Below are 22,739 nucleotides of genomic sequence, written 5' to 3' on the forward strand. Positions count from 1 at the left end.
CGTGGACGAGGCATCGTGCCCGGCGTGGCCGAAGGACCCGCATTGGTCTCCACCGAAGAGATCTCCGGGTTCGGAGGAATCGACCCCGCCCGCGGTGTGATCATCGAACCCCGGCACGAATTGTTCGGGCAGTGCTTCACCGGCGTTGTGCTCGTCTTCCCCGGCGCGAAAGGGTCCTCCGGCTGGGCCGGCTTCTTCCAGAGCACCCGCCTGATGGGCACCGCTCCCCTGGCGATGGTCTTCAACACCGTCACGACCAAAGCCGTGCTCGGCGCCATCGTCACCCGGGTGCCCACCGTCGTCGAGTGCGACCGGGACCCGACCAGCCTGTTCCGCACCGGCAACCGGGTGCGCGTTGACGCCGATACCGGCCTCGTCACCGTGCTCGACGACGAGTGACGACGGGCAGCAGCGCGGCAGCGGACCGCGCGCGCCAAGCTCCCCACCACACGCCGGCGCCGTAAGCGAGGTCGTCCAGGCGGCGTGCGGCGGCGAAGCGCAGCGGGTCCAGACCAGGCCGCAACCGGGCGTACTCCCAGGCGGCATCGGCCACCGCGGCGACGGCGATCATCCGCCGCGCCCGCGACGAACCCCACGCTGCCAGCGCGAACGCGGGCCACCAGTGGCGCACGGCGAGCGCGAACCCCTGCGCAGTCGCCGCGACCAGCCCGTGACCGGTGAGCCGGACGGCGAGTGCATGGGGGTCATCGGTCGAGCCGATCCGCCGGGAGATGTGCGACGCCGCCACGGCCGTGACCGCTCCGGCCACCGGGACAGACCACCTGCGCTGGGCGGCGAGGGTCACCAGCACGGCGGCCGTCCACGGTGAGAGCACCGCAGGTGCGGCCAGGCCCGGATGCCGTCGCGCGAGCGCCGCGGCACCGGTCCCATAAGTGAATTTGCGCCCGAGCCAGGCCCTGGGCGCCCCCCGGTGCTCGTGCTCGATGACCGCCCGCGGCTCGTAGCGGACCCGCCATCCTTCGGCGACCAGGCGCCAGACGAGATCGACGTCCTCGGCCACCCGCATACCGGCGCCGAAGCCACCCCCGAGCGCCGACGTGCGAGCCAGCAAGCAGGTCGTGGACACCCAGGCCATCGGCGAGTGCGGGCGCACCAGAGACGGGTAGGTTCCGTGGTCGAGCGAAGACCGGGCGTTCTCGTAGCGCAAGATCCAATTCGCACCAGGTTCAGTCAGCCCCGACACCCGAGGGGCGACCGCGGCGAGCCGGGAGTCGGCGAAATGCCGCAGCAGCAGCTCGACGGCCCCCGGACGGAGCACGGCGTCGGTGTCGACGAAGAGCACGAACGGCGTCGTCACCCGGGCCAGCCCGGCGTTGCGGGCGTCGGCCGGGCCGCGGTTCTCCTTCATCCCGATGAGCTCGGCAGAGTGCCGGCCCGCGACGTCGGCGACCCTCTGCGATTCGGCGCCGGAACAGTCGTCCACGACGAGCACCCGGACCGCACCGATGTGGTCGCGGACGCTGCTCAGTAGGCGTTCGAGCTGGCGTGGCCGCCGCCACGCCGGGATCACGACGGTGACGTCGGTGAGGCTCACCGGTGGGAGCGACTCCGGCTCCGGATCGGCGAGCCCGGCCTCGATCAGATACTCGGCGAGAGCACGCGAGGCCGCGTCGGTGATCGTGAAACTACGCTCGCGGATCAGGCTGGCAGCGGCCGGGCGCAGTCGGCTGACGCGTGCCGGCGCCCCACCGTACAGAACACGGCCGCCATCTGTGACGCGGGTATGCCGGTTGAGTCGCACCACCGCGCCGGGGGGAAGGCCCGTGGGCTGAGGTTGCTTAGCTGGTGGAGTCCCTCCTTGCCCAGCAGACTCGGTCGGAGAGGGGCTTCGCCATCGGCCTCCCTCGCTGATGCCCACCGCGCCCGTGGGAAGACCGGCGCTGGTAACGCGCTCGGGAGGTGGAGTCCCTCCTTGCCCAGCAGACTCGGTCGGATTGAGGCTTCGCCATCGACCTCCCTCGCTGATGCCCACCACACCATGGAGAGACTCCACCTCCCGAGCACGCTTAGCTCGCCTCCTACGTTGGGGCATGGGGCGTTCCTTGTCGAGCGAGGTGTCGCCACACGGTGTCGATCATGGCTTGTAGCAGGCGGGCGCCCTCTGCCGCCGAGGCACCACGCGGATCGCCCAGCACGCCGTTGGGCGCGACGGCTGCGACACCGCTACGACGCAGCGTGGGGAGAAGTTCGTTCAGAGGGGTGACGTTGCCGGGCTCCGCCCGGTCGATGAGGACCCGCGCTGGCTCCAGATGGAGCATCAACGATGTCTCCACCCGGCCGGCGTGTGCGTCAAGCGTGGGGGCCGCCGTCGCGTCGTCGGGCCAGCACAGAGCCCAGCTGACATCGCGGCCTTCGCTCACCAGCCGTTGGACGGCGTTGCGCAGCGCCTCGACGTTCCCGCCGTGCCCGTTCACGATCACCAGCCGCCCCGCCCATCGGCAGGCCGAACGGCCGTACTCGACCAGCAGGTGCTCGAGTGCTTCACGTCCCAGAGACACGGTGCCGGCGAACTGCTCGTGCTCGCCGCTGGCTCCATATGACATCGATGGCGCGACGACGACGTCGGCGCCCGTTGCGGCGATGCGGTCCGCGACTCCCCGAGCGACGGCCGTGGCGATGACCGTGTCTGTGTCGAGCGGCAGATGGGGCCCGTGCTGCTCGGTCGAGCCGAGCGGCAGCACGACCACGGGTCGCCCGACGCCCGGCCATGGCCGGTCGGCCAACCGCCGTGGCGGCTCTACTGGCTGTGCATTCGTCGACACGTGTTGTTCAGCCGATCATGGCCTCGGCGTGGGCGGCCGCGCCGAGTCTCAGGAAGAAGCCGTCCGGCACGACGAGATCCTCCGCGCCGAGTTCGGCGATCGAGCCCTTGCCCAGGCCGAGCACGGCGGAGTCGAGTCCACCACGAAGCAGGTCGATGACGTTTTCGACACCGGCCTGGCCGTTGGCGGCCAGGCCCCACAGGTAAGCCCGACCGATCATGACCGCCCGGGCGCCGAGGGCGAGCGCCTTCGCGACGTCGCTCCCCCGCCGGACGCCGCCGTCGAGCAGGACCTCCACCTGGTCACCGACAGCCTCGGCGATGCCCGGCAGCAGCCTGATGGTCGCCGGCGTGGTGTCGAGGTTGTTCCCGCCGTGGTTGGACACGGACAGGGCCGTGACCCCGATATCCGCTGCCCGCTTGGCGTCGTCGATGCGAGCGACGCCTTTGAGCAGGAAGGGGCCGCCCCACTGCTCGCGCAGCCAGGCGACATCCTCCCAGGTGGGTGGCGGCGTCGTCATCCACTCGTAGTAGGCCCCGAAGAACGTCGGAGCCTCCCCACCGGGAGGTTGCAGGTTCGGCGCGGTGAGGTCGGGCAACCTACGGGTCTTGAGGTAGTCGAAGAGCCATCCGGGCCGGCGCAGAGCCTGGGGGGCGAAGCGGGCGGCCACCTTCGCGGTGAGTTTCTCCGGGATCCACGGGCTGCCCCAGTCGCGTCCGTTGGAGAAAGACCAGTCGAGGGTGGCGATGAGCCCCCGCACGCCGGCCGCGCGGGCGCGCTCCATGCGCTGCATCATCACATCGCGCGACCCCGACCAGTACATCTGGAACAGCGTGTGCGGGTTCGCCTCGATGACCTCTTCCACCGGCTTCGAAGCGAAGGAGCTCAGACCCATGATGGTGCCGCGGTTCGCCGCTGCCCGGGCGACCGCCACCTCGCCGTCGGGATGCACGGCTTGAACACCGGTGGGCGACATGAGCACGGGCAGCTCGACGGGAATCCCCATCACGGTAGTAGCCAGCTGGCGCTCTGCCTTGTGCCCCACCACGTGCGGCGCGAATCCGATGCGGGCGAAGGCGTCCTGGTTCTCGGCCAGTGTCACGCCCTTCTCGCTTCCGGCGACGAGCGCGCCGTAGACGGACGGAGGCAGGCGGCGCTGCGCACGGCGCTGCGCGTGGGCGACGGTCTCGAACCAGCCGCCGGCCATCAGCGGCCTTCTCGCGGGAGTCCAAAGCCAGCTAACGGGCTCTCCTGGCACGCCGAGACCGGTGGGACGGTGATGTCCTCCCGGCGCCGGGTCAGGGTGATCGGCACCGGGCCGTGGCGCTTGCGGCTGGATGACGGGGAGGTTCGGTGCGAGTGGTCACCCGACGGTCTTGGGAGGGCGGTGTCGTCGCGCTGTTGCAACGCCTCTTCGCCGAATCCGCGCACACACTCCGGATCGGGTCCGTCGAGAGGCAACCCGGTGAAGAACTTGGCCGCCATACAGCCGCCCTTGCAGCTGTCGAAGAAGTCACACGAGGAGCACGCCCCACCGTTCTGCGGCTCACGCAGGCGGCTGAAGAGATCGGACTCACGCCACACCCGCTGGAAGCCGCCGGGCTCGCGGACGTTGCCGGCGAGGAACTCGTCGTGGATGGCGAACGGACAGGCGTAGACGTCGCCGATCGGGTCGATCAGGCACACGACGCGACCGGCGCCGCACAGATTGAGACCGGGTAGAGCCTGACCGTAGGCGGCGAGGTGGAAGAAGGAGTCACCGGTGAGGACGTTCTCTCCGTGTGCCACGAGCCAGTTGTACAGCTCACGCTGCTGCTCCTGCGTCGGGTGGAGTTCGTCCCACACGTCGACGGCACGGCCCGACGGACGCAGCCGGGTCAGCCGCAGCTGAGCGCCGTAGCGATCCGCGAGGGCTTTGAACTCGTCGAGCTGTGGGATGTTCTGCCGGGTGCACACGACCGAGACCTTGAAGTTCTTCATCCCGGCGGCGGAGAGGTTGCGCATCGCGCGCAGGGCCATGTCGTAGGACTGGCCGCCACGAACCGCGTCATTGACCTCGGCGGTGGCACCGTCGAGAGAGATCTGGACGTCGACGTAGTCGTTGGCGGCGAGGCGTTCGGCGACGTCGGGGGTGATCTTCACGCCGTTGGTCGAGAACTTGACGCCGACGTGGTGTGAGGTCGCGTAGTCGAGGAGCTCCCAGAAGTCGCTTCGCACCGTGGGCTCACCGCCGCCGATGTTGACGTAGAAGACCTGCATGCGCTCGAGTTCGTCGATGATCGCCTTGCACTCTCCCGTGGTCAGCTCACGGGGGTCGCGGCGCCCGGAAGCAGACAGGCAGTGCACACACGAGAGATTGCACGCATACGTGAGCTCCCAGGTCAGGCAGATCGGCGCGTCCAGCCCGAGCTCGAAGTGATCGACCAGGCGCTTCGGCCCAGGGCCGGCGACCGGCTGTTGTCCGGCAATCAGCTGAGCCGTCATACCATGCTCCTCCAATCGCGGCCGCCAGCAGCGGTGGCCGCTTTCGATGACCGCCCCTACCGGCAGTCCGACGCGATGACCCCACCCTAATGGCACTGAGTGCCGTAGGGAACAGCTAAGCCATTCCGATGGCACCGGGGCGGCTTTTCTTCTGCTGGGTGGAAGACACGGTGCGCGCCGGGCGCCGAACTGCTGCCATCGACGGCATGCGAGACGTTCAGGGCAAGGTCGCTGTCATCACCGGAGGCTCGAGCGGCATCGGCCGGGGCATCGCGCTCGCGTTCACCCGGGCCGGAATGCGGGTGGTCGTCACCGGACGACGTGAGGATCACCTGACCGAGACCGTGGCGGAGTTCGCGCAGGACGGGCTCCACGTCGACGCAAGATGCGTGGACGTCACCGACCTGACGGCGATGCGCGAAGCCGCGGATGACATCGAGCGTGTATACGGGCGGGTCGACGTGCTGGTCAACAATGCCGGGATCGGGCTCACCGGGCCGGTCGGTGCCGCCACCTCGACCGACTGGGACTGGGTCATCGACGTGAACATCCGCGGCGTCGGCCACGGCATCCAAGCGTTCCTGCCCAAGATCCGCGCCCATGGCAACGGAGGGCACATCGTCAACACCTCCTCGATGGGTGGTCTGCTGCCGATCGTCGCTGGCCTGTACTCGATGACCAAGGCCGCTGTCATCGCCCTCTCCGAAGCGCTGCACGTCGAGTTGCGGCAGGAAGGGATCGAGGTCTCCGTGTACTGCCCTGGGCCGGTGCACAGCAACATCGCCGTGGGTACCGCGAACCGGCCCGAGAAGTACGGCGATTCAGGGTACGACGCCCCTGCTCCGGAGCGGCTCGAGCTCGCCAGGAAACAGCCGTACATGTCCGCGGAGGAAGCCGGAGAGCGCGTACTGGCGGGAGTGCGCCGCGGCGACCTGTTCATCCTGACTCACCCGGAGTTCAAGGACGGAGTGACCGCACGGCACGCGACGATCGAGGCGGCATTCCCCGACGAGCCGATCGATGCCGAGCGCGCCAACGCCATCCCCTTCCTGCTGTCGTCACCCATCTACTCGGTCGAGGGCCGGGGTTAAGGGCGGGCGCGAATAAGAACCCGCGGCTTCCGGCTGCCGGGAAACCCCCTCGGCGTAGTGCGCCCGGCGTGTTTCCCTGGACTCGGCATCACAGTCACCCACCCGAAGTCCGGAGGGCCTCACGTCATGGCCGTACGAGAAGCATTGCTCGATCCGACGGGGATGAATGAGCGATCGACCAACAGCACTCTAGCTCCGCGACCCACGAGTCTTCGCGGGCTCACCGTCGGTTTGCTGGACAACACCAAAGTCAATGCCACGGCATTGCTGCGCGGTATCGCCGACGACCTCGCGAATCGCTACGGCGCGGTCGACACCCGCCTCTACACGAAGGACTACTTCGGTACTCCGGTGAAAGACGAGTTGCTCCGCAAGATCGCGCGGGAATGCGATGTCGTCGTCACCGCGGTGGGTGACTGCGGCTCGTGCAGCGCCGCCACAGTGGCCGACGGAATCCTGTTCGAGCGCGCGGGGATCCCGGCGGTGAGTATCTGCTCGGACTCCTTCGCGATGTCGGGTGCGGCGATGGCACAGGTGCAGGGCTTCCCAGGTTTCGAGTTTCTGACGATCGAACACCCTGTGGCGAGCCTGGACGCCCGAGAAATCCGCCAGCGGGCCGCCCGGGCGCTGCCCGACATCGTCCGTATCTTCGGAGTGGGAGCCTGAGATGACCGATCTGACCACTGGTGTGACCGAACCCAGCCAGCTCGGAGAGCCGGCGGTCGATCTCGACGAGTTCCGCCGGGTCATGGAGTACTACCAGCAGCAAGGGTGGACCGATGGCCTGCCGGTGATGCCCGTGACCGAGACCTACCTGGCCGAATTTCTCGCTGCGACCGACCGCCGGCCCGGCGAGGTGCTGTTCTCCGTTGCGCATCTCAACCGGGAACTGACCGTGAAGCTCGCCGCCGTCAACGCCGCTCTCGCCGGCTGCCGGCCCGACTACTTCCCCGTCGTCGTCGCCGCCTGGGAGGCGATCTCCCAGGAGCCGCACCCACCCCGCGGCATTTGGCAGTCCACCACCGGGACCGCCCCGTTCACTGTGGTCAACGGCCCGATCCGGCAGCGGATCGAGCTCAACAGCAAGGGCAGCATCTTCGGCTCCGGGTTCCGCGCGAACGCCACGATCGGCCGGGCCATCCGGCTCGCCCTCATCAACGTCTTCGGCCTGCGCCCGCACCAGCTCGACCAAGCGACCCAGGCGACGCCCGCCAAGTACACCGCGTGCATCGGTGAGAACGAGGAAGAGAGCCCGTGGGCGCCGCTGCACACTGAGTACGGCTTCGCCGCCGGAGACGACGTCGTGACCGCGTTCGTGGTCCGGTCGGTCATGCACATCGAGGCCCGGCATACCCAGATCCCGGAGCAGCTCGCTTTCGACTTCGCCGACACCATCCGCCGGACCGGCGCCCTCATCCACGAGTACAGCAACGCCCTGCTCGTCCTCTCCCCCGAGCACGCCCAGGTCTTCGCCGGGGCTGGATGGACCAAGGACGACCTGCGCTCAGCGATCTACCACAATGCCGTGCGGACGCGGGTGGATCTGGCCGCGGTCGGCAAGGACGCTCTGTCGCGCCACACCCGGTGGCGGTTGCCTGGGGACCATCCGGACGCCATGCCCGATTCCGCGAGCACCAGCCCCTGCCCGGAACGGGTGCGGATCATGTCCGGCCCCGGGTCCGTACAGATCATGGTCGCTGGTGCGAACAACGCTGGGGTGTCCGCCGTCGTCGAGATCTTCGGCCTGGCCCCTCGGGACCGTCCGTCGTCGTACAGCAAGATCACCACGCCCTGACGGTCACCGACCGCCCACCCCTTCTCGGTGATCGTGAGCGGATTTTTGCTCTCATCGGTGCCCAGCAACCGCTTACCCGCGCCGCGCAACAACAACAATGCGCTCACGATCACCAACATTCGCGGAGCGCGGTCCAGGGCAGGCGGTCGGTGCGTTGATCTCGGACGCGGGAGGAGTACCGGCAACCCGCCCGTGCACGAGGTGAGCGGCAGCGATCTGGGGGCGCCGCTCACGGTGGACGATCCAGCCGTGGTGGTCGAGGTGGTGAAGCTCGCCGAGGACCGGTCGGGCGACGTGAGCCCACCATGGCACGTTGAATACACGTTGGGAACCGGCCTCTCTACCGATTCAGCGTGTATTCAACGTGCCATGCTGATCGCCGAATACGGGTGAACGGAACTGCGCTGTCAACGGTGGCAGGCGGTCGGTGCGTCGATCGCGGACACGGGAGGGGCACCGGCTCAACCTGCCCGTGCGCGAGGTGAGCGGCAGGCGGCAAGCGGGGACCGCGCCACAGGTTTCGCCCCCAACCCCCGGTGATCGTCAGTACGTTGTGGTCGTCATCCCCCGACCACAACGTACTGACGATCACCTCACAGCGACCACACCGTACTGATGATCACCGATCAGTGTTGGTGGCGGGCCATCATCCAGGACGTGTGCGCCGGGATCTTCGCATCGATGACCAACGGCCGGTCGCGTGGGCCGTCGAGCCACGCGGTGAGCGCTCCGAGGTCGTCCATGTGCCGAACGGTGATCGCCTCGCAGCCGTAGCCTCGCGCGATCGCGGCGATATCGGTGTCGGGAAAGCGGACGGTGCCGAGTTCGCCGGTCTGGTGCTGGAACAGATTGACCTCCGCGCCGTAGGCGTCGTCGTTGAACACGACGACGACCATGCCCAGGCCGAGCCGCACGGCGGTGTCGAGCTCGACCAGCGTCATCAGGAACGCGCCGTCGCCGGTGCCAAGGACCGGCATCCGCCCCGGCTGGGCGAGTCCGGCGCCGATCGCCGCGGACAACCCGAGGCCAATCGACTGAAACGACAGAGGTATGCAGTAGCCGCGCTGATCCGGTACTCGCAGGTGGGCTCCGGCGTAGCAGTTGACGTTGCCGCCGTCGGTCACCACCACTCGCTCCATCGGCAGCAAGGCGTCGATCGCGTTGACCAGCTCCTGAGGATCGACCAGACCCGGCTCGGCCCGGGAGGTGAACGGCTGGTCCTTCCAGTAGCGCACGGCCTGCACCTGCTCACGCACATCAGCGGTGCGGTAACCGGTCCGGCCGGGATGGCGTTCGGCGATCACCTCAGCGGCGGCCGCCGCCACCACCGCGGCATCGCCCAGAATGCCGACGTGGACCGGGTGGTGGAACCCGAGCGCGTGCTGGCGGTCGTCGACCTGGATGACGGTCTTGTCCCGCACGAGCCCGCCGTCCCGGGTGGTCCACTTGTTCAGCCCTGCTCCGAACGCGACCAGGAGATCAGCTCCGGCGATGAGCTCCGCCGCTCCCTCCGTGGCGAAGCCACCCATGATGTCCAGTGCCCAGTCGTCACCGACGAACAACCCGCGCCCCGCGGCCGAGGTGGCCAGCAACGCACCCGAGACCTCGGCCAGCCGGCGCAGCTCAGCCACCGCTCCCCAGGCTCCGCGCCCGCCGATGATCACCGGACGCTCGGCAGTGCCGAGCGCCTCGACCAGCTTCTCCAGCGCTTCGGGTGCCGGACCGGGGCGCAGACGCACCGGGACCGACGGGATGTCCGCCGCGTCGAAGTCGACAAGTTCGTCCTGGATATCGACCGGCATCGACAGCACCACCGTGGCGCGCTCCGACAGTGCGGTGTGGAACGCCCTCGCCGCGTCTGAGACCGCAGTGGCAGCGGAATGGAGCCGGACCGGCGTGGCACCCATCGCAGCCACCGCGGCGTCCTGGTCGATGTAGAAGTTGTCCGTCACGTTCCCGGCGACGGTATCCCCGGTCAAGACCAGCAGCGGCGTATGGCATTTCGCGGCCTCGGCGACCCCCGTCAGCGCGTTCGTCAGGCCGCACCCCTGATGAACGCTGACGATCGATACGTCCCCGGTCGCTCTGCTGTAGGCGTCCGCCATACACGCCGCGCCCATCTCATGACGGGACGCCGTGAACGGCACGCCCGCATCGATCAACGCGTTTGTCACATGGAAGTTGCCGCTGCCGACGACGCCGAAGACGTGCGACGCCCCCAAACCGGCGATCGTCCGGCCGACAGCCTCGGCAACGGTCATCCTCTCCGTCATGTCTGCACCTCACTGGACCGTGTTCATCGGGTGAACGCGCTGAATCCGGTCACGGCACGCCCGACGATGAGACTGTTGATCTCCCTGGTCCCTTCGAACGTGTAGACCGCCTCCGCGTCGGCGAAGTACCGAGCGACGTCGTTCGCGACGCGGATGCCCTCGCCGCCGCAGATCTCGCGGGCCAGCGCGACGGTCTCACGGAGACGGTCGCTCGTCCACGCCTTCGTCAGTGCCGAGTGCTCATCGCCAGCGGCGCCGCGGCTGCGCAGCTCGGTGAGCCGCGAGGCCATCGCCAGTGACGCGGTCGCGTTGCCGAGTATCCGGGCGAGCTTCTCCTGGATGAGCTGGTAACTCGCGATCGGCCGGCCGAACTGGTGGCGTCCCCGGGCGTAACGCAGAGCAGCTTCGTAGGCGCCCGCCTGCATCCCGGCGGCGTTCCAGGCGACGACGGGGCGCAACCCGGCAAGAATCGCGGCGATGTCGGCGAAGGAGTCGATCCGCTGCAACCGTTGCGACTCGTCGACCTCCACATCGGTCAGCCGGATGTCGGCGTTGTGGACCATACGCAGGCTGAGCTTGCTGCCCACGTCGGTGATCGTCACGCCGGGCGCCTCGCGCGGCACCAGGAAGGCCTTGACCGCGCCATCCGCCGTGTCCTTCGCGACGACCACGATCACGTCGGACAACGCCGCATTCCCGATCCAGCGCTTGTGGCCGTTGATACGCCACGTCTCGCCGCGCCGGGTCGCGCTGGTCTCGAGCCCGCGTGCCACGTCCGAGCCGTGCTCGGGTTCGGTGAGCGCGAAACATCCGGTGAGCTCGAAGGAGACGATCAGCGGATCGAGCTTCGCCGCCTGCTCGGCGGAGCCGCCCTCGCACACCACCGTGCGGAACATACCCACCTGCCCGCCGTAGAGGGTGGCGAGGGAAAGATCGCACCTGGCCAGCATGAAGTGGCGGAAACCCACGTACTGCGGGTTGAGTGTCCCGTCGGGACGGAGCAGCGCGGGGTCGTCCTCCAGCCGCAGGTTTGCGAGTTCTGTGCGCAGGTGCACCGGACACTCCGCCCGTTCCCACCACTCGGCGAGGTGAGGACGCACTCGTTCGTCGAGCAGGGCGTCGAGCGCCCGCAACTTGGCGCGTTCCGCCTCGCTCAGCTCCGCGGCGAAACCGAACAGGTCGGTGGCGGTGAACTCGCTGCTCATCTTTCCTGCTCGCTCCCCTCGCCGCTCTCCTCGTTGCTCTACTCGCTCTTCTGGTCCGCTCACTGAGCCGCCTCGGCGAGCTCTGCGGTGGCCTCCCGCTTCAGGCGGGCCAGCTCGAGCTTGCCGTGTGGGCTACGTGCGAGCGAATCCCTGAAGAGGACGTGACGGGGCTTCTTGTAGCCGGCCAGCCGGAGGTCGAGGTGGTCCGCGATCTCCTGCGGATCGATAGACGCGCCGGGGGCGGGCACGATGACAGCGGTGACCGCCTCACCGAATCGGCGGTCCGGGGTGCCGAACACCACGGCGTCGTGCACGTCCGGGTGTTCCATCAGCGCCTGCTCGACCTCGGCCGGGTAGACCTTCTCCCCTCCGGTGTTCACCACCGCACTGCCGCGCCCCAGGAGCTCGATGTATCCGTCGCCGAGGACCCGCGCCCAGTCGCCGGGCACGACGTAGCGGTGGTCGCCGATCCCCCGGAATGTCTCGCGGGTCTTCGCCTCGTCACGGAGATAGCCTTTGGCGGCCGCGCCGCGGTACGCCAGCCGCCCCAGGGCGCCCACGTCGTCTTGGACCTCGACGCCGCGCTCGTCGATCACCGCGGCGTCGGGCATGAGCCGCAACCGGGCGGGCAGGTCGTCGACGCCGCTGCTGATGGCGGTGGCGAACGGCCCGCCCTCGGTGGCCGCGAGCAGGTCGGCGATGGTCAGCTCCCCCAGCGTGTGCAGCCTGCGCTTGGTCTCGTCGGTCATCCACATCCCGGAGCTGAGTACCGACCGTACCTGGCCGAGTCCGATACCAGACTCTTCCGCGGCGGTCACGAGCGGGAGCGCGACGGCCTCACCGGCGACGACGAGGCGAGTGGCGCCTTCGTCGTGGATGAGCCGCAGCACCTCCTGGACGTCGAGGCGCGGCGAGGCGTGGATGATGACGGTGCCGCCGAGGACGAGTGTGTTGAGCGAGGTGAACAGGGCGGTGCCGTGGATGAACGGCGCCAGCGGCAACGAAGCCACCCGAGGCGTGGCCGGGTCGACGGCGATCGCGACGGCACCCTCCACCGTGTGCGGGGTGTCGATGCCCACCAGGGTGTAGGTCGAGAAGAGATGCCCTTCGAGCAGGTGGTCGGCGTCCCAGAGGACGGCCTTCGGCATCCCGGTGGTCCCACCGGTGTAGAGGCGCAGCTCGCCACCGGGCGGCGGGGCCGCAGGTAGCCGTCCTGGTTCCGCGATGGCATCGTCGTACTGAACGGCTGCGGGAACGGCGCGCGCTGCGCTGTCGTCGAGCTCCACCAGGGCAGGCGGCGGATCCAGCCGGGCGCTCGCCTCGGCCACGACCGCGCCGAGGGAGGCCGGGTAGACGAGCATCCGGGCTCCACAGTCGAGCAGCAGATCACCCAGCTCGGTCGCCCGGTAGCGGAAGTTGAGCGGCACCGGCGCGGCCCCGATCGCCAGGCAGGCATACAGCGCTACCAGGAATTCCGGCCGGTTGTATGTGTAGAGCACGACCGAGTCGCCCGGCCGTATCCCGCAGCGCTCGAGGTGCCGGGCCAGCGCGGCGGCCTCTTCGGTGAACTCGCCATAGGTCAGCCGCCGGGAGCGGCTGACGACGGCCGGCCGGTCCGGTGCGGCCTGGGTGATCCCCTGCCAAACGTCGGTGTGCCTGCCGAGTCTCATGCCGGCTCCGCCTTACGCGGTCCGGATCGCTGGGCATGCGCGCTGAGTGTTTCGCGCCAGGCCTCATCGATCCGCTCGGCCGTCCAGCCGCCGTCGTGGTCGATAGTGCGCAAAACCTGCGGATGCGAGTACAGCGTGAGGCGGTCACCGCCGATACCGAGGGCCTGGCCGGTGACGTCGCCGGAACGTTCAGAGGCCAGCCAGACGATCAACGGCGCGACATCCTCGGGCGTGCCCAGGGCGTGCTCCTTACGGAACTCCTCCGGAATCGGCTGGCCGGCAAGATAGTCCTCGTAGAGCTGGGTGTAGGCGGGAATGGTCGCCGTCATCGGCGACAGCGCCGTAGGCACGACCGCGTTCGCGGTGATGCCGAACCGGGCCAGTTCCAGCGACCAGGTCCGCGCCATGGCAACCAGCCCGGCCTTGACCGCCGCGTAGTTCGTCTGCCCGAAGCTGCCGAACTGGCCCGCCGGGGAGCCGATGACGACGATGCGCCCACCTTCTTCCTGTTCGCGCATCGCGACAGCCGCGGCGCGACCGCAGGTGAAGGTGCCTTTGAGGTGGGTGTCGACGACCAGGTCGAAGTCCTCGTCGGACATCTTCCACAGGACCCGGTCACGGAGGACACCGGCATTGGCAACGAGGACGTCCAGCCGCCCGAACTCCGAACGCGCTGTCTCCACCAGGGCGTCCGCCGTCGACGCGGGTCCGACCGGGGCCGCGACGGCCGTGGCATGGCCGCCGGCCGTGGTGATTTCCGTGACGACCTCTTTCGCGGCGTCGGCGTCGATGTCGTTCACGACGACGCCAGCACCGGCGGCCGCCAGGACCTTCGCGTAGGCCCTGCCGAGGCTGCGCCCGGCGCCGGTGACGATGACGACGCGGCCGGCCAGGCTGATCCCGCCGCTCATGTTCTCTGGTCGCGTCTCGCCGCTCATGCGTAGTACCTCAGGACGAACTCGGCCACACACGCCGGCTTCTCGCCACCCTCGACCTCGTAGGTCACCGACGCCACGAGCTGCCAGCCGCCGGAGATCTCGGTCACCTCGGTGACCTGGCCGTGGATGCGGATCCGCGCGCCGGCCGGGACAGCCGCCGGAAATCGCACCCGGTTGAGGCCGTAGTTGATGCCCATCGAGGCGCCCGTCACCGAGAACACCTCGCGCATCATCGGCACCACGCTGCTGAGCGTCAGCAGACCATGGGCGATCCGGGTGCCGTACGGCGATTTCGCCGCGACGTCGGCGTCGACGTGGATCGGGTTGTCGTCGCCGGTGAGCCCGGCGAAGAGGTCGATGTCGTCCTGACCGATCACGTGCCAGGAGGACGGGCCGAACGTGGCCCCTTCGAGGGTTTCGATCTTGTCCACGGTTGTGGACAGGATTACGGACTCAGACATGCGTACTCCTGATCTCTTGGTGGCTATGGTCGGTTTGGGCGAGCGAGACCGCGTGTGCCCCGGATTCAGCGCCGGAGTCGACGGTGTCCGCGTGGAATCCCCGCTTGGCCCGCTGGATCTGCTCATACACGTGGTGGCGCAGGTCCGCGAACTCCGGGCTGGACCGCGTCTCCAACTGGTCTCTCTCATCCGGCAGCGTCACCCGGAGGTCCTCCTGGACGACGGTCGGCGACGACGAGAGAACGATGATGCGCTGACCGAGGTACACGGACTCGTCGATGTCGTGTGTGACGAACAGGACGGTCAGGCCGAGCCGCTTCCAGACGTCGAGGACGAGATCCTCCAGGTCGGCCCTGGTCTGGGCGTCGACGGCGGCGAACGGCTCGTCCATGAGCAGCACCTCGGGCCGGAAGGCGGTCGCTCGGGCGATGGCGACGCGCTGCTGCATGCCGCCGGAGAGTTGCCACGGATAGGAACGCGGCACATGGTCAAGCCCGACGGCCTCCAGTGCCTCGTCGACGCGGTCCCGGCGCTCAGCCTTGGCGACCCTGGCCGCCTTGAGCGGCAGTTCGACGTTCTCGGCGACCCGCAGCCATGGATAGAGCGAGCGGCCGTATTCCTGGAAGACGAGTGCCATGGTGCGCGGCGGGGCCGTGACCACCTCGCCGGCGAGCGTGACCCGCCCGGACGTCGGTGCCATCAGGCCGGAGATGCACTTGAGCAGTGTCGTCTTCCCGGAGCCGGACGGGCCTACGAGGCAGGTGAACTCGCCGTCGGACACGTCGAACGTCAGGTCACGGACGGCCTCAACCGGACCTGCCGGCGTTTGGTAGATCTTCTGGAGCTGCTCGACGGAGAGCAGGATTCGCTTCTCACCGGCGGTTCGCGTGGAATCAGCGCTCACTGGTCTCCACCTCTCGTTGTCCGTAGTACCACGACAGCAACCTGCGTTCTCCCCACCTGAACAGCACCGCGAGCAGTACGCCGATCAGACCGAGCAGGACGACGCCCGCCCACATCGACACGTTCTGGAAGGTGCGCTGGAAGTAGATGATCGTGAAGCCGAGTCCGTCGCTCGCGGCGTACATCTCCGAGACGACCATGAGGATGATCGCGATAGGCAACGCGAGCCGGATGCCGGTGGCCACCCGCGGCATCGACGCGGGCAGGACGAAGTACCGGAACCGGGCGAAGCCAGTGATGCCGCAGGTGCGGGTGGTGTCGGAGAGCACCGGGTCGACGGCTCGCACCCCGTCGACGGTGTTGAGCAGGATGGGCCACAAGCAGCCCAGCACGATGAGAACTATCTTGGACCGGTCGTCGATGCCGAGGAGCATCATCAGGACCGGGAGCAGCACCGGCGGTGGTACCGCGCGGATGAACTCCAGCAGCGGCCCGGTCAGATTGCGCAGTGTCACGCTCGAACCGATGAGGACGCCGAGTCCAACTCCGATGACGATCGCGAAGCCGAGCCCCAGACCGAGACGGGTGAGCGAGGGTACGACCTCCCCGATGAGGAGTCCGCCATGCCACCACACGTCCACGATGTTGGAGACGAGCGGCTCGGGTTTCGGGACGAACGGGTTGGTGTTGTCCCGCGTAACCAGCCACCAGACGATCACCAGGATGCCGGGAAGAGCGAGCGCCGCCGCGACCTTCTCGACGATCTTCATGCGGCCTCCTCACGCACCGACGGATGCCAGCTGAGGACGGCGTTCTCCAGCCGGCGCATCGCCAGGTTGATGACTACCCCGAGGAAGCCGGTGACCAGCGCCAGGGCGTAGACCGTCTCGACGTTGCCCGCGCTCTGGTTCGTGGCGATCAGATCGCCGATGCCGGGGGTCGAGACCACCAGCTCGATGGTGATGGCGACGACGAGCGCGATCGTGGCCGACAGCCGCACCCCGGTCATGAGATAGGGCAGCACGGTCGGCCAGACCACGTGGCGGGCTCGTCGGAACCACCGCAGCCCGTAGCTTCGCGCCGTTGCGTCGCCGACCGGATCGACGTCGGCCACGCCGGCGATCACGTGGATGAGGATCACCCAGAAGCAGGCCCAGACGACGACGAACACCGTGGCTGATGGCCTGATGCTGAACAGCACGATGGCGATCGGGATGAGCGCCACCGACGGGATCGGGCGGAGGAACTCGATGGTCGACGACGTGTATCGCCGGACGAACCGGCTGGAGCCGATCGCGAAGCCGAGCGCGATCCCTGCGACCAGGGAGAGGACGAGCCCGATCAGCCACGATCGCATCGTGTCAGCCGTCGCCCCCCAGAAGTCCGCGACGCCGAGAAGGCTGACGAACTCCACCGCGACGTCGCTGAAAGGAGGCAGGTAGGTGGCGTCGACCACCCCAGCTCGTGGCCCGACCTCCCAGACAGTGAGGAAGACGAGCACGCCGAGGGCGCCCAGCACCGGGGCCGGCCAGCGGGCTCGCGGCTTCGACCTGGATGGATCGCTATTCATCGCTGCCAGATCAGCGCTTCGAGATCGACGGGGTTCTGGACGTAGCCGAACTCGAGCGCGGCGTCGGCGAGCGGCTGGATGTACTCCACGTCCAGCGGCAGCTTCCCGTAGGAGCCGAGGCGGATCTCCGCCGCGAGGTCCTGATCGATGCCGGTGAAGTCGGCGATGGCCTCCCGGAGCAGATCGTCGTTGTCGAGGGCGAACTGGTTCGCCTCCTCGAGCGCGTCGACGATGCGGCCGTAGTACTCCGGGTCCTCCTCGACCGCGGCACGGCTGGCGAACCATGCACCGGCGACGACGGCGCCGTCGTGCAGCAGTTCGTGCGGGTTGGCCACGGCCACGAAGCCTTCGGCCCGGCCGAGGGTGCCGAACGGTTCACCGGCGACAAAGGAGTCGATGGTGCCATTCGCCAGCGCGGCCGGCTGATCCGGCACGGGCAGCTCGACCCACTGGACCGCGTCCGGGTCGCCCCCTTCCCCGGCGACGGCGATCATCCCGAGCAGATGTGGGTACCCGCCGAGCGCGTTGACGGCGACCTGCCGGCCCTCCAGGTCCGCCGCGGACTCCAGACCGCTGTCCGGGAGCACGAGCAGGTCGTTGATGCCGTTCGCGGGGTCGTCGGCGGTGGCGCTCGCGGCGGCGATGACGACCAGGTCGATGCCCTGCTCCACGGCCTGGAAGACGGAGGTGATGCCGCCGTAGCCGATCTGGTAATCCCCGGACATGATGGCGGAGGTGATGTTGGGCGAGGCGCTGGCTGTCTCGATGGTCAGCTCGAGGCCGTGTGACTCGAAGATGCCCTGCTCCTGAGCCAGGGCGATGGGACCGGAGTCGGTCACCGGGATGACCCCTGCGGTCACCGGCGTCAGTTCACCCGAATCGCCCCCGGCGCCAGCGTCCTGGCCGCCAGCGTCAGCGCTGTCCGCGTTGTCCGCGCCGCCCGCGTCGCCCGCGTCGTCGCCCGCCTGTTCATCCCCGGAGCCGCAGGTGGCCAGGCCCAGGGCCAGGACGGCCGCCAGGGCACCGGCACGCATCGGGATTCTTCTCATAACTGCCTCCATCGCCAGCGCTGCGGGTAGTGGGATCGGGGATCACGCGTGGATGATCACGCCGCGGATGTTTCGTCCTTCGTCCAGGTCCTGGTACCCCTGGTTGATCTCGTCGAGGGTGTAACGGCGGGTGATGAGCTCGTCCAGCTTGAGCCGACCGTCGCGGTAGAGCCCGAGCAGCCGGGGGATGTCCTGCAGCGGATTGGACGCGCCGAAGACGTGGCCCTGGACCCGGCGCTGGTAACCGACAAGGGAGCCGTTGGCCGAGAGCCGGACATGGTCCTCGCCCGTCTGGCCGACCGAGGTGATGGTGACTTGCCCGCCCTTGCCGACGATCTCGACGGCCTGGGAGACGACGTCGTCGGCGAGGACGCCGACGGTGACGATCGCGTGGTCGGCCAGCTGTCCCCAGGTCAGGTCGACGACGGCGTCGTGTGCCTCTCGCGCCGTCGCGAAGGTGTGGGTGGCGCCGAACGCCACGGCACTGTCCCGCTTGAAGGCCACCGGGTCGACGACGACCACACGGCGGGCCCCTGCCATCGCGGCGCCCTGTACGGCGTTCATGCCCACGCCGCCGGCGCCGTAGACCACGACGGTGTCGCCAGGCGCGACGCGGGCCACGTTCACCGCTGAACCCCACCCGGTGGGAACACCGCATCCGGTCAGGGCCGCGACCTCGAAGGGGATGTCGTCGTCGACCTTGACGCAGGAGTTCTGCGAGACGACGGTTCGCTCCGCGAAGGTGCCGAGCATGCAGAATCCGCCGTAGTCGTTGCCCTCGTCGTCGTGGAATCGTACGGTTCCGTCGCTCAGTAGGCCGGTTTGCATCTGCGCGCCCTCGTCGCAGAGGTTCTGCCGGCCACTCGAGCAGTACCGGCATGTGGTGCAGGCCGGGATGAAGGAGCAGACGACCCGATCGCCGGTGGCGACGCGGGTGACGCCCGGCCCGACCGCCTCTACGACGCCCGCACCTTCATGACCACCGACCATGGGGAGGCGGCCGCTGCTGTGACCGGTCCGGATGTGCTCGTCGGAGTGGCACAGACCGGACACGGCGAACTTGATCCGTACCTCGCCGCTGCGGGGGTCGTCGAGCTCCAGGTCGGTGACCTCCCAGGGTTTGCCCGGTTCCCGGACCACCGCTGCTCGTGTTCTCATGCGCAGGTTCTCCTTGGTAGGCGGGGCCGGGTCAGCTGAGAGTCTTGAGATAGACGGCCTTGGGCTCGGTGTAGAACTCGCGAGAATGGTCTCCGCCCTCGCGGCCGATTCCCGACTCCTTGAAGCCCCCGAACGGGGCGCGGCGGTCGCGGACGGCGAAGGTGTTGACCCAGAAATTGCCGGCGCGGACTTCGCGAGCGGTGCGCTGAGCTGTCTCCAGGCTCTGGGTCCAGAGCATGCCGGCGAGACCGTACGGGGTGTCGTTCGCGATGCGGATGGCCTCGTCGAGGTCGTCGAACGGCATGACGGCCAGCACCGGACCGAAGATCTCCTCGCGGACGCAGCGCATGGAGTTGTCGACGTCGGCCAGCACCGTCGGCTCGACGTAGTTCCCGGCATCCAGTTCGGGCGCGCTGGGACGCCCGCCGCCGAGCAGTACTGTGGCGCCTTCCTGGCGGGCTATGTCGATGTAGCCCACCACTCGCTCGTACTGCTCGGTGGAGACCAGCGGGCCGAGTCTGGTCTTCGGGTCCAGCGGATCGCCAGGTGCCCAGGACCGTGCCTCGGCGAGGAGCCTTTCCAGGTACTCGTCGTAGATGCTGCGGTGGACCAGCGCGCGGGAGCCCGCGACGCAGATCTGGCCCGCGTTGTTGAAGGCTGCCAGCGCGGAGCCGGGGACGGCCTGGTCAAGATCGGCGTCGGCACAGACGATGTTGGCGGATTTGCCACCCAGCTCGAGCGAGAGCCGTTTGAGGGTGGAGGAGCCCGCGGCCATGAGGGCTTTCCCGGTTGCCGAGGCGCCGGTGAAGGCCACGCCGTCCACGTCGGGGTGGCGCACCAGGGCCTCGCCCACCGAACCGGGGCCGAATCCGTGCACGACGTTGACGACCCCGTCCGGCACGCCCGCGTCGCGGCAGATCTCCGCCAGGACGGTCGCGGTGACCGGACTCTGCTCGGCGGGTTTCATGACGACCGTGCAGCCGAAAGCCAGGGCGGGGGCCAGCTTCCAGGCCATCGCCAGCAGCGGCTGGTTCCAGGGGGCGATGGCGGCAACCACCCCGAGCGGCTCGCGTGCGGTGTACGACAGGACGCCGAGCTCCGGCCGGTGGTAGGCCTCGTCGCTCACGTTCTCCGCCCAAGCCCCGAAGAAGCGCATCACCTCGGCGGACTTGGGCACCGTGATCGCCGCGGTGTCCGAGATGGGCGCGCCCATGTCCCGGGTGTCCAGCTCGGCGAGCTCATCCGCTCTGGCGTCGATGGCGTCGGCGATCCGGTCCAGCATGAACCGGCGCTGTTGCACCGGCGTCCGCGACCAGCTCCCGAACGCGCGCCGCGCGGCACCGACAGCCTGGTCGACCTCGCCGGCACCGCCCAGCGCCACCGTCGCGACCACCGTGTTGTCGATAGGCGTGACGTCGTCGAAGATCTGCCCGTCTGCCGAGTCGACAAGGTGGCCGTCGATCAGGTGGCGAATATGCATCCCGTGACCTCCACATCGAGGCTGACCAGTTGGTGAGCCGATGGTTGCTCGTGCACTGCGAAGCACTCTCGCCGGGAAAGCACTCCACAACAAGGCCGTCTCCCGATGTGTGGAAGGGGGCAGAGCACGCGGATTCAAGCCGCCCACATGTCAACGGTTGCGCAGCCCGTAAACGGACTCATGCCACGGGATGAAGAAGCGCTTGAGTTCGTTGACGATGAGGAAGAGCACCAAGCCCATGATCGACAACAGCAGGATCAGCGCGAACGTACGCGCGGCGTCGAGCGAGTTCATCGCCGAAACCACCATGAACCCCAGGCCTTGATTGCCGCCGAGATACTCGCCGACGATCGCGCCGGTAGTCGCCAGCACGATTCCCACCTCCATGCCCGCGAACAGGTAGGGCATCAGGCTGCGCATCTCCAGCTGGGTGAACGTCTGGCGTCGCGTCGCGTTCAGGCTCCGCATCACCTCGCGCTGCCCCTGCTCCACCGAACGGACCCCGAGCAGCACGTTCAGCATGACCGGGAAGAACGCCAGAATGGTCGCGAGCAGGATCTTCGAGGTCATTCCGAAGCCGAACCAGATGATGAAGAGCGGCACGAACGCCACCTTCGGAGCGACCTGGCTGATGATGATCAAGGGGCGGACGCTGACCTCGAGCCACGGGATCTTTCCGAGAACCACCCCGACCAGAATGCCGCTGGCCACGGCCAGGAGGAATCCGACGACGATCTCGATGAGGGTTACCTGAGCGGCGGCCCATGTGCCGGCCTCGCCGAGCAGTGTCAGCAGCGCCTCGCCGACTTCCAGCGGCGGCGGGAAGATGAACGGGTTGACCTCGCCCACCGTCACGGCGACGTGCCAGCCCACGATGATCGCGACGGCAAGTGCCGGGGTGACGATCCACGGCAGCAGTTTCAATCGGTTCTTGGACACGTCACTCGTCACTCCTCACTCATCCTCGTCCAGTTCCACCCGCAGCGCCCGGACCACCTCGTTGAACTCCGTGGTGGTCTGTAGATTGACGTCACGGGGTTTGTCGAAGCCCACCGGCAGAATCTTGTTGATCCGCCCGGGCCGCGGCGTCATCTGAACGACACGATCGGCGAGGAACACCGCTTCCGGGATGTCGTGGGTCACGAACACCACCGTCGACGCGGTCTCGAGCACGATGCGCTGCAGTTCGAGGTTCATCCGCTCGCGGGTCAGCGCGTCCAGCGCGCCGAACGGCTCGTCCATCAGCAGCAGTTCGGGCTCGGTGCTCAGCGCCCGGGCGATAGCCGCGCGCTGTCGCATCCCGCCGGAGAGTTCCCGTGGATATGAGCGTTCGAACCCGGTCAGGCCCACCAGTTCGGCGAGCTCTTCCGCGCGTGCGCGACGTGCCGCCTTCCCGGCGCCACGCAGCTTGAGCGGCAGCGCGATGTTGTCGATGACGTTGAACCACGGGAACAGGTTCGCCTCCTGGAAGACGAAGCCGAGCTTCGTCACGGCGGAGGAGTCGACTCGCTGATCACTCCACAACGCCTTCCCGTCGACCTCGATGGTGCCCGTGGTCGGGGACAACAGTCCGCCGATCGCCCGCAGCAGCGTGGTCTTGCCGCATCCCGACCGTCCGATCAGGGCGACGAATTCGCCGCGCTGAATCGTCAGGTTGATGCCGGACACGGCATGTGTCACGCCGTTTCGGGTGTGGAAGTCCCGGCCGACGTCGGTGATGCTGAGCCGTGGCGTCTCCGCTCCGGCATCGCGCACGGCTAACCCTGCCGTCGTGTCTTCACGCATTGGGTTTCTGCCACCTCTCTTCGAACTGACCACCACGTCCGCGCGCGGAGCCGGATTCACAGACCACTCGGCGACCTGGTGCCCTGCGTGGGAC

22 protein-coding genes are annotated in these 22,739 nt (G+C 68.4%); 5 read left to right on the forward strand and 17 right to left on the reverse strand.

Translation table 11 applies throughout. The features are described from left to right. Nucleotides 1–24: 24 nt before the first annotated feature. Nucleotides 25–399 carry an aconitase X swivel domain-containing protein gene (locus F7O44_RS05155; RefSeq protein ID WP_222851077.1) on the forward strand — a complete coding sequence of 125 codons (375 nt, stop codon included), beginning with the start codon at nucleotides 25–27 and terminating at the stop codon, nucleotides 397–399. Here the strand turns inward: F7O44_RS05155 and mftF are convergent. From mftF to mftC, 4 genes are all read right to left on the reverse strand, one after another. Beyond that, on the reverse strand, nucleotides 377–1,762 hold the full coding sequence (gene mftF / locus F7O44_RS05160) for a mycofactocin biosynthesis glycosyltransferase MftF (RefSeq protein ID WP_222851078.1): 1,386 nt from the start codon (nucleotides 1,760–1,762) through the stop codon (nucleotides 377–379). The genes F7O44_RS05155 and mftF overlap by 23 nt on opposite strands. 277 nt (nucleotides 1,763–2,039) lie before the next feature. Continuing rightward, the gene (gene mftE / locus F7O44_RS05165) at nucleotides 2,040–2,744 is read right to left on the reverse strand and encodes a mycofactocin biosynthesis peptidyl-dipeptidase MftE (protein ID WP_187361129.1); all 705 of its coding nucleotides are present in this window, start codon (nucleotides 2,742–2,744) and stop codon (nucleotides 2,040–2,042) included. Nucleotides 2,745–2,790: 46 nt separating this feature from the next. Next, entirely contained in the window at nucleotides 2,791–3,990 is a 1,200-nt protein-coding gene (gene mftD, locus F7O44_RS05170) for a pre-mycofactocin synthase MftD (protein WP_162449039.1), read from the reverse strand. Further along, entirely contained in the window at nucleotides 3,990–5,267 is a 1,278-nt protein-coding gene (gene mftC / locus F7O44_RS05175) for a mycofactocin radical SAM maturase (protein ID WP_162449040.1), read from the reverse strand. The genes mftD and mftC overlap by 1 nt, the downstream gene beginning before the upstream one ends. 158 nt (nucleotides 5,268–5,425) lie before the next feature. On the opposite strand from mftC, the gene F7O44_RS05180 reads away from it, so the two are divergent. The 4 genes from F7O44_RS05180 (at nucleotide 5,426) to F7O44_RS05195 (ending at nucleotide 8,546) form a co-directional block, all read left to right on the forward strand. Then, a complete protein-coding gene (locus F7O44_RS05180; RefSeq protein ID WP_162449041.1) occupies nucleotides 5,426–6,358 on the forward strand; it encodes an SDR family NAD(P)-dependent oxidoreductase in 933 nt (310 codons plus the stop codon). Between the two features lie 126 nt (nucleotides 6,359–6,484). Continuing rightward, nucleotides 6,485–7,024, forward strand: a complete 540-nt coding sequence (locus tag F7O44_RS05185) for a UGSC family (seleno)protein (RefSeq protein ID WP_162449042.1) — start codon at nucleotides 6,485–6,487, stop codon at nucleotides 7,022–7,024. Nucleotide 7,025: 1 nt separating this feature from the next. Continuing rightward, the gene (locus F7O44_RS05190; RefSeq protein ID WP_222851079.1) at nucleotides 7,026–8,153 is read left to right on the forward strand and encodes a hypothetical protein; all 1,128 of its coding nucleotides are present in this window, start codon (nucleotides 7,026–7,028) and stop codon (nucleotides 8,151–8,153) included. A gap of 57 nt (nucleotides 8,154–8,210) precedes the next feature. After that, complete coding sequence (locus F7O44_RS05195; RefSeq protein WP_162449043.1) at nucleotides 8,211–8,546, forward strand: hypothetical protein; 336 nt, start codon at nucleotides 8,211–8,213, stop codon at nucleotides 8,544–8,546. A gap of 233 nt (nucleotides 8,547–8,779) precedes the next feature. Here F7O44_RS05195 and F7O44_RS05200 read toward each other — a convergent pair whose 3' ends face one another. From F7O44_RS05200 to F7O44_RS05260, 13 genes are all read right to left on the reverse strand, one after another. Next, nucleotides 8,780–10,414, reverse strand: a complete 1,635-nt coding sequence (locus F7O44_RS05200) for a thiamine pyrophosphate-binding protein (protein WP_162449363.1) — start codon at nucleotides 10,412–10,414, stop codon at nucleotides 8,780–8,782. A gap of 35 nt (nucleotides 10,415–10,449) precedes the next feature. Then, nucleotides 10,450–11,631: an acyl-CoA dehydrogenase family protein gene (locus F7O44_RS05205; RefSeq protein WP_162449044.1), complete on the reverse strand. Its 1,182-nt coding sequence runs from the start codon at nucleotides 11,629–11,631 to the stop codon at nucleotides 10,450–10,452. Between the two features lie 59 nt (nucleotides 11,632–11,690). After that, nucleotides 11,691–13,301, reverse strand: a complete 1,611-nt coding sequence (locus F7O44_RS05210) for an AMP-binding protein (RefSeq protein ID WP_162449045.1) — start codon at nucleotides 13,299–13,301, stop codon at nucleotides 11,691–11,693. Beyond that, the gene (locus F7O44_RS05215) at nucleotides 13,298–14,239 is read right to left on the reverse strand and encodes an SDR family NAD(P)-dependent oxidoreductase (RefSeq protein ID WP_222851081.1); all 942 of its coding nucleotides are present in this window, start codon (nucleotides 14,237–14,239) and stop codon (nucleotides 13,298–13,300) included. Before F7O44_RS05215 ends, F7O44_RS05210 begins: the two co-directional genes overlap by 4 nt. Next, nucleotides 14,236–14,700, reverse strand: a complete 465-nt coding sequence (locus tag F7O44_RS05220) for a MaoC family dehydratase (protein WP_162449046.1) — start codon at nucleotides 14,698–14,700, stop codon at nucleotides 14,236–14,238. Before F7O44_RS05220 ends, F7O44_RS05215 begins: the two co-directional genes overlap by 4 nt. Further along, complete coding sequence (locus F7O44_RS05225; RefSeq protein ID WP_222851082.1) at nucleotides 14,693–15,604, reverse strand: ABC transporter ATP-binding protein; 912 nt, start codon at nucleotides 15,602–15,604, stop codon at nucleotides 14,693–14,695. Before F7O44_RS05225 ends, F7O44_RS05220 begins: the two co-directional genes overlap by 8 nt. After that, on the reverse strand, nucleotides 15,594–16,373 hold the full coding sequence (locus F7O44_RS05230) for an ABC transporter permease (protein ID WP_162449047.1): 780 nt from the start codon (nucleotides 16,371–16,373) through the stop codon (nucleotides 15,594–15,596). Before F7O44_RS05230 ends, F7O44_RS05225 begins: the two co-directional genes overlap by 11 nt. Continuing rightward, on the reverse strand, nucleotides 16,370–17,173 hold the full coding sequence (locus tag F7O44_RS05235; RefSeq protein WP_162449048.1) for an ABC transporter permease: 804 nt from the start codon (nucleotides 17,171–17,173) through the stop codon (nucleotides 16,370–16,372). Before F7O44_RS05235 ends, F7O44_RS05230 begins: the two co-directional genes overlap by 4 nt. Next, complete coding sequence (locus F7O44_RS05240; RefSeq protein ID WP_162449049.1) at nucleotides 17,170–18,222, reverse strand: ABC transporter substrate-binding protein; 1,053 nt, start codon at nucleotides 18,220–18,222, stop codon at nucleotides 17,170–17,172. The genes F7O44_RS05235 and F7O44_RS05240 overlap by 4 nt, the downstream gene beginning before the upstream one ends. Before the next feature lie 42 nt (nucleotides 18,223–18,264). Further along, nucleotides 18,265–19,386 (reverse strand): NDMA-dependent alcohol dehydrogenase, encoded by a 1,122-nt coding sequence (locus F7O44_RS05245; protein WP_162449366.1) that lies wholly within the window; start codon nucleotides 19,384–19,386, stop codon nucleotides 18,265–18,267. Between the two features lie 25 nt (nucleotides 19,387–19,411). Continuing rightward, the gene (locus F7O44_RS05250) at nucleotides 19,412–20,860 is read right to left on the reverse strand and encodes an aldehyde dehydrogenase (protein ID WP_162449050.1); all 1,449 of its coding nucleotides are present in this window, start codon (nucleotides 20,858–20,860) and stop codon (nucleotides 19,412–19,414) included. A 150-nt stretch (nucleotides 20,861–21,010) separates the two neighbouring features. Beyond that, entirely contained in the window at nucleotides 21,011–21,799 is a 789-nt protein-coding gene (locus F7O44_RS30950; RefSeq protein ID WP_162449051.1) for an ABC transporter permease subunit, read from the reverse strand. A 15-nt stretch (nucleotides 21,800–21,814) separates the two neighbouring features. After that, nucleotides 21,815–22,645 carry an ABC transporter ATP-binding protein gene (locus F7O44_RS05260; protein WP_162449052.1) on the reverse strand — a complete coding sequence of 277 codons (831 nt, stop codon included), beginning with the start codon at nucleotides 22,643–22,645 and terminating at the stop codon, nucleotides 21,815–21,817. Nucleotides 22,646–22,739: the final 94 nt, after the last annotated feature.

Origin of the sequence: Phytoactinopolyspora mesophila, from assembly GCF_010122465.1 — a bacterium.
GTDB lineage: Bacteria > Actinomycetota > Actinomycetes > Jiangellales > Jiangellaceae > Phytoactinopolyspora > Phytoactinopolyspora mesophila.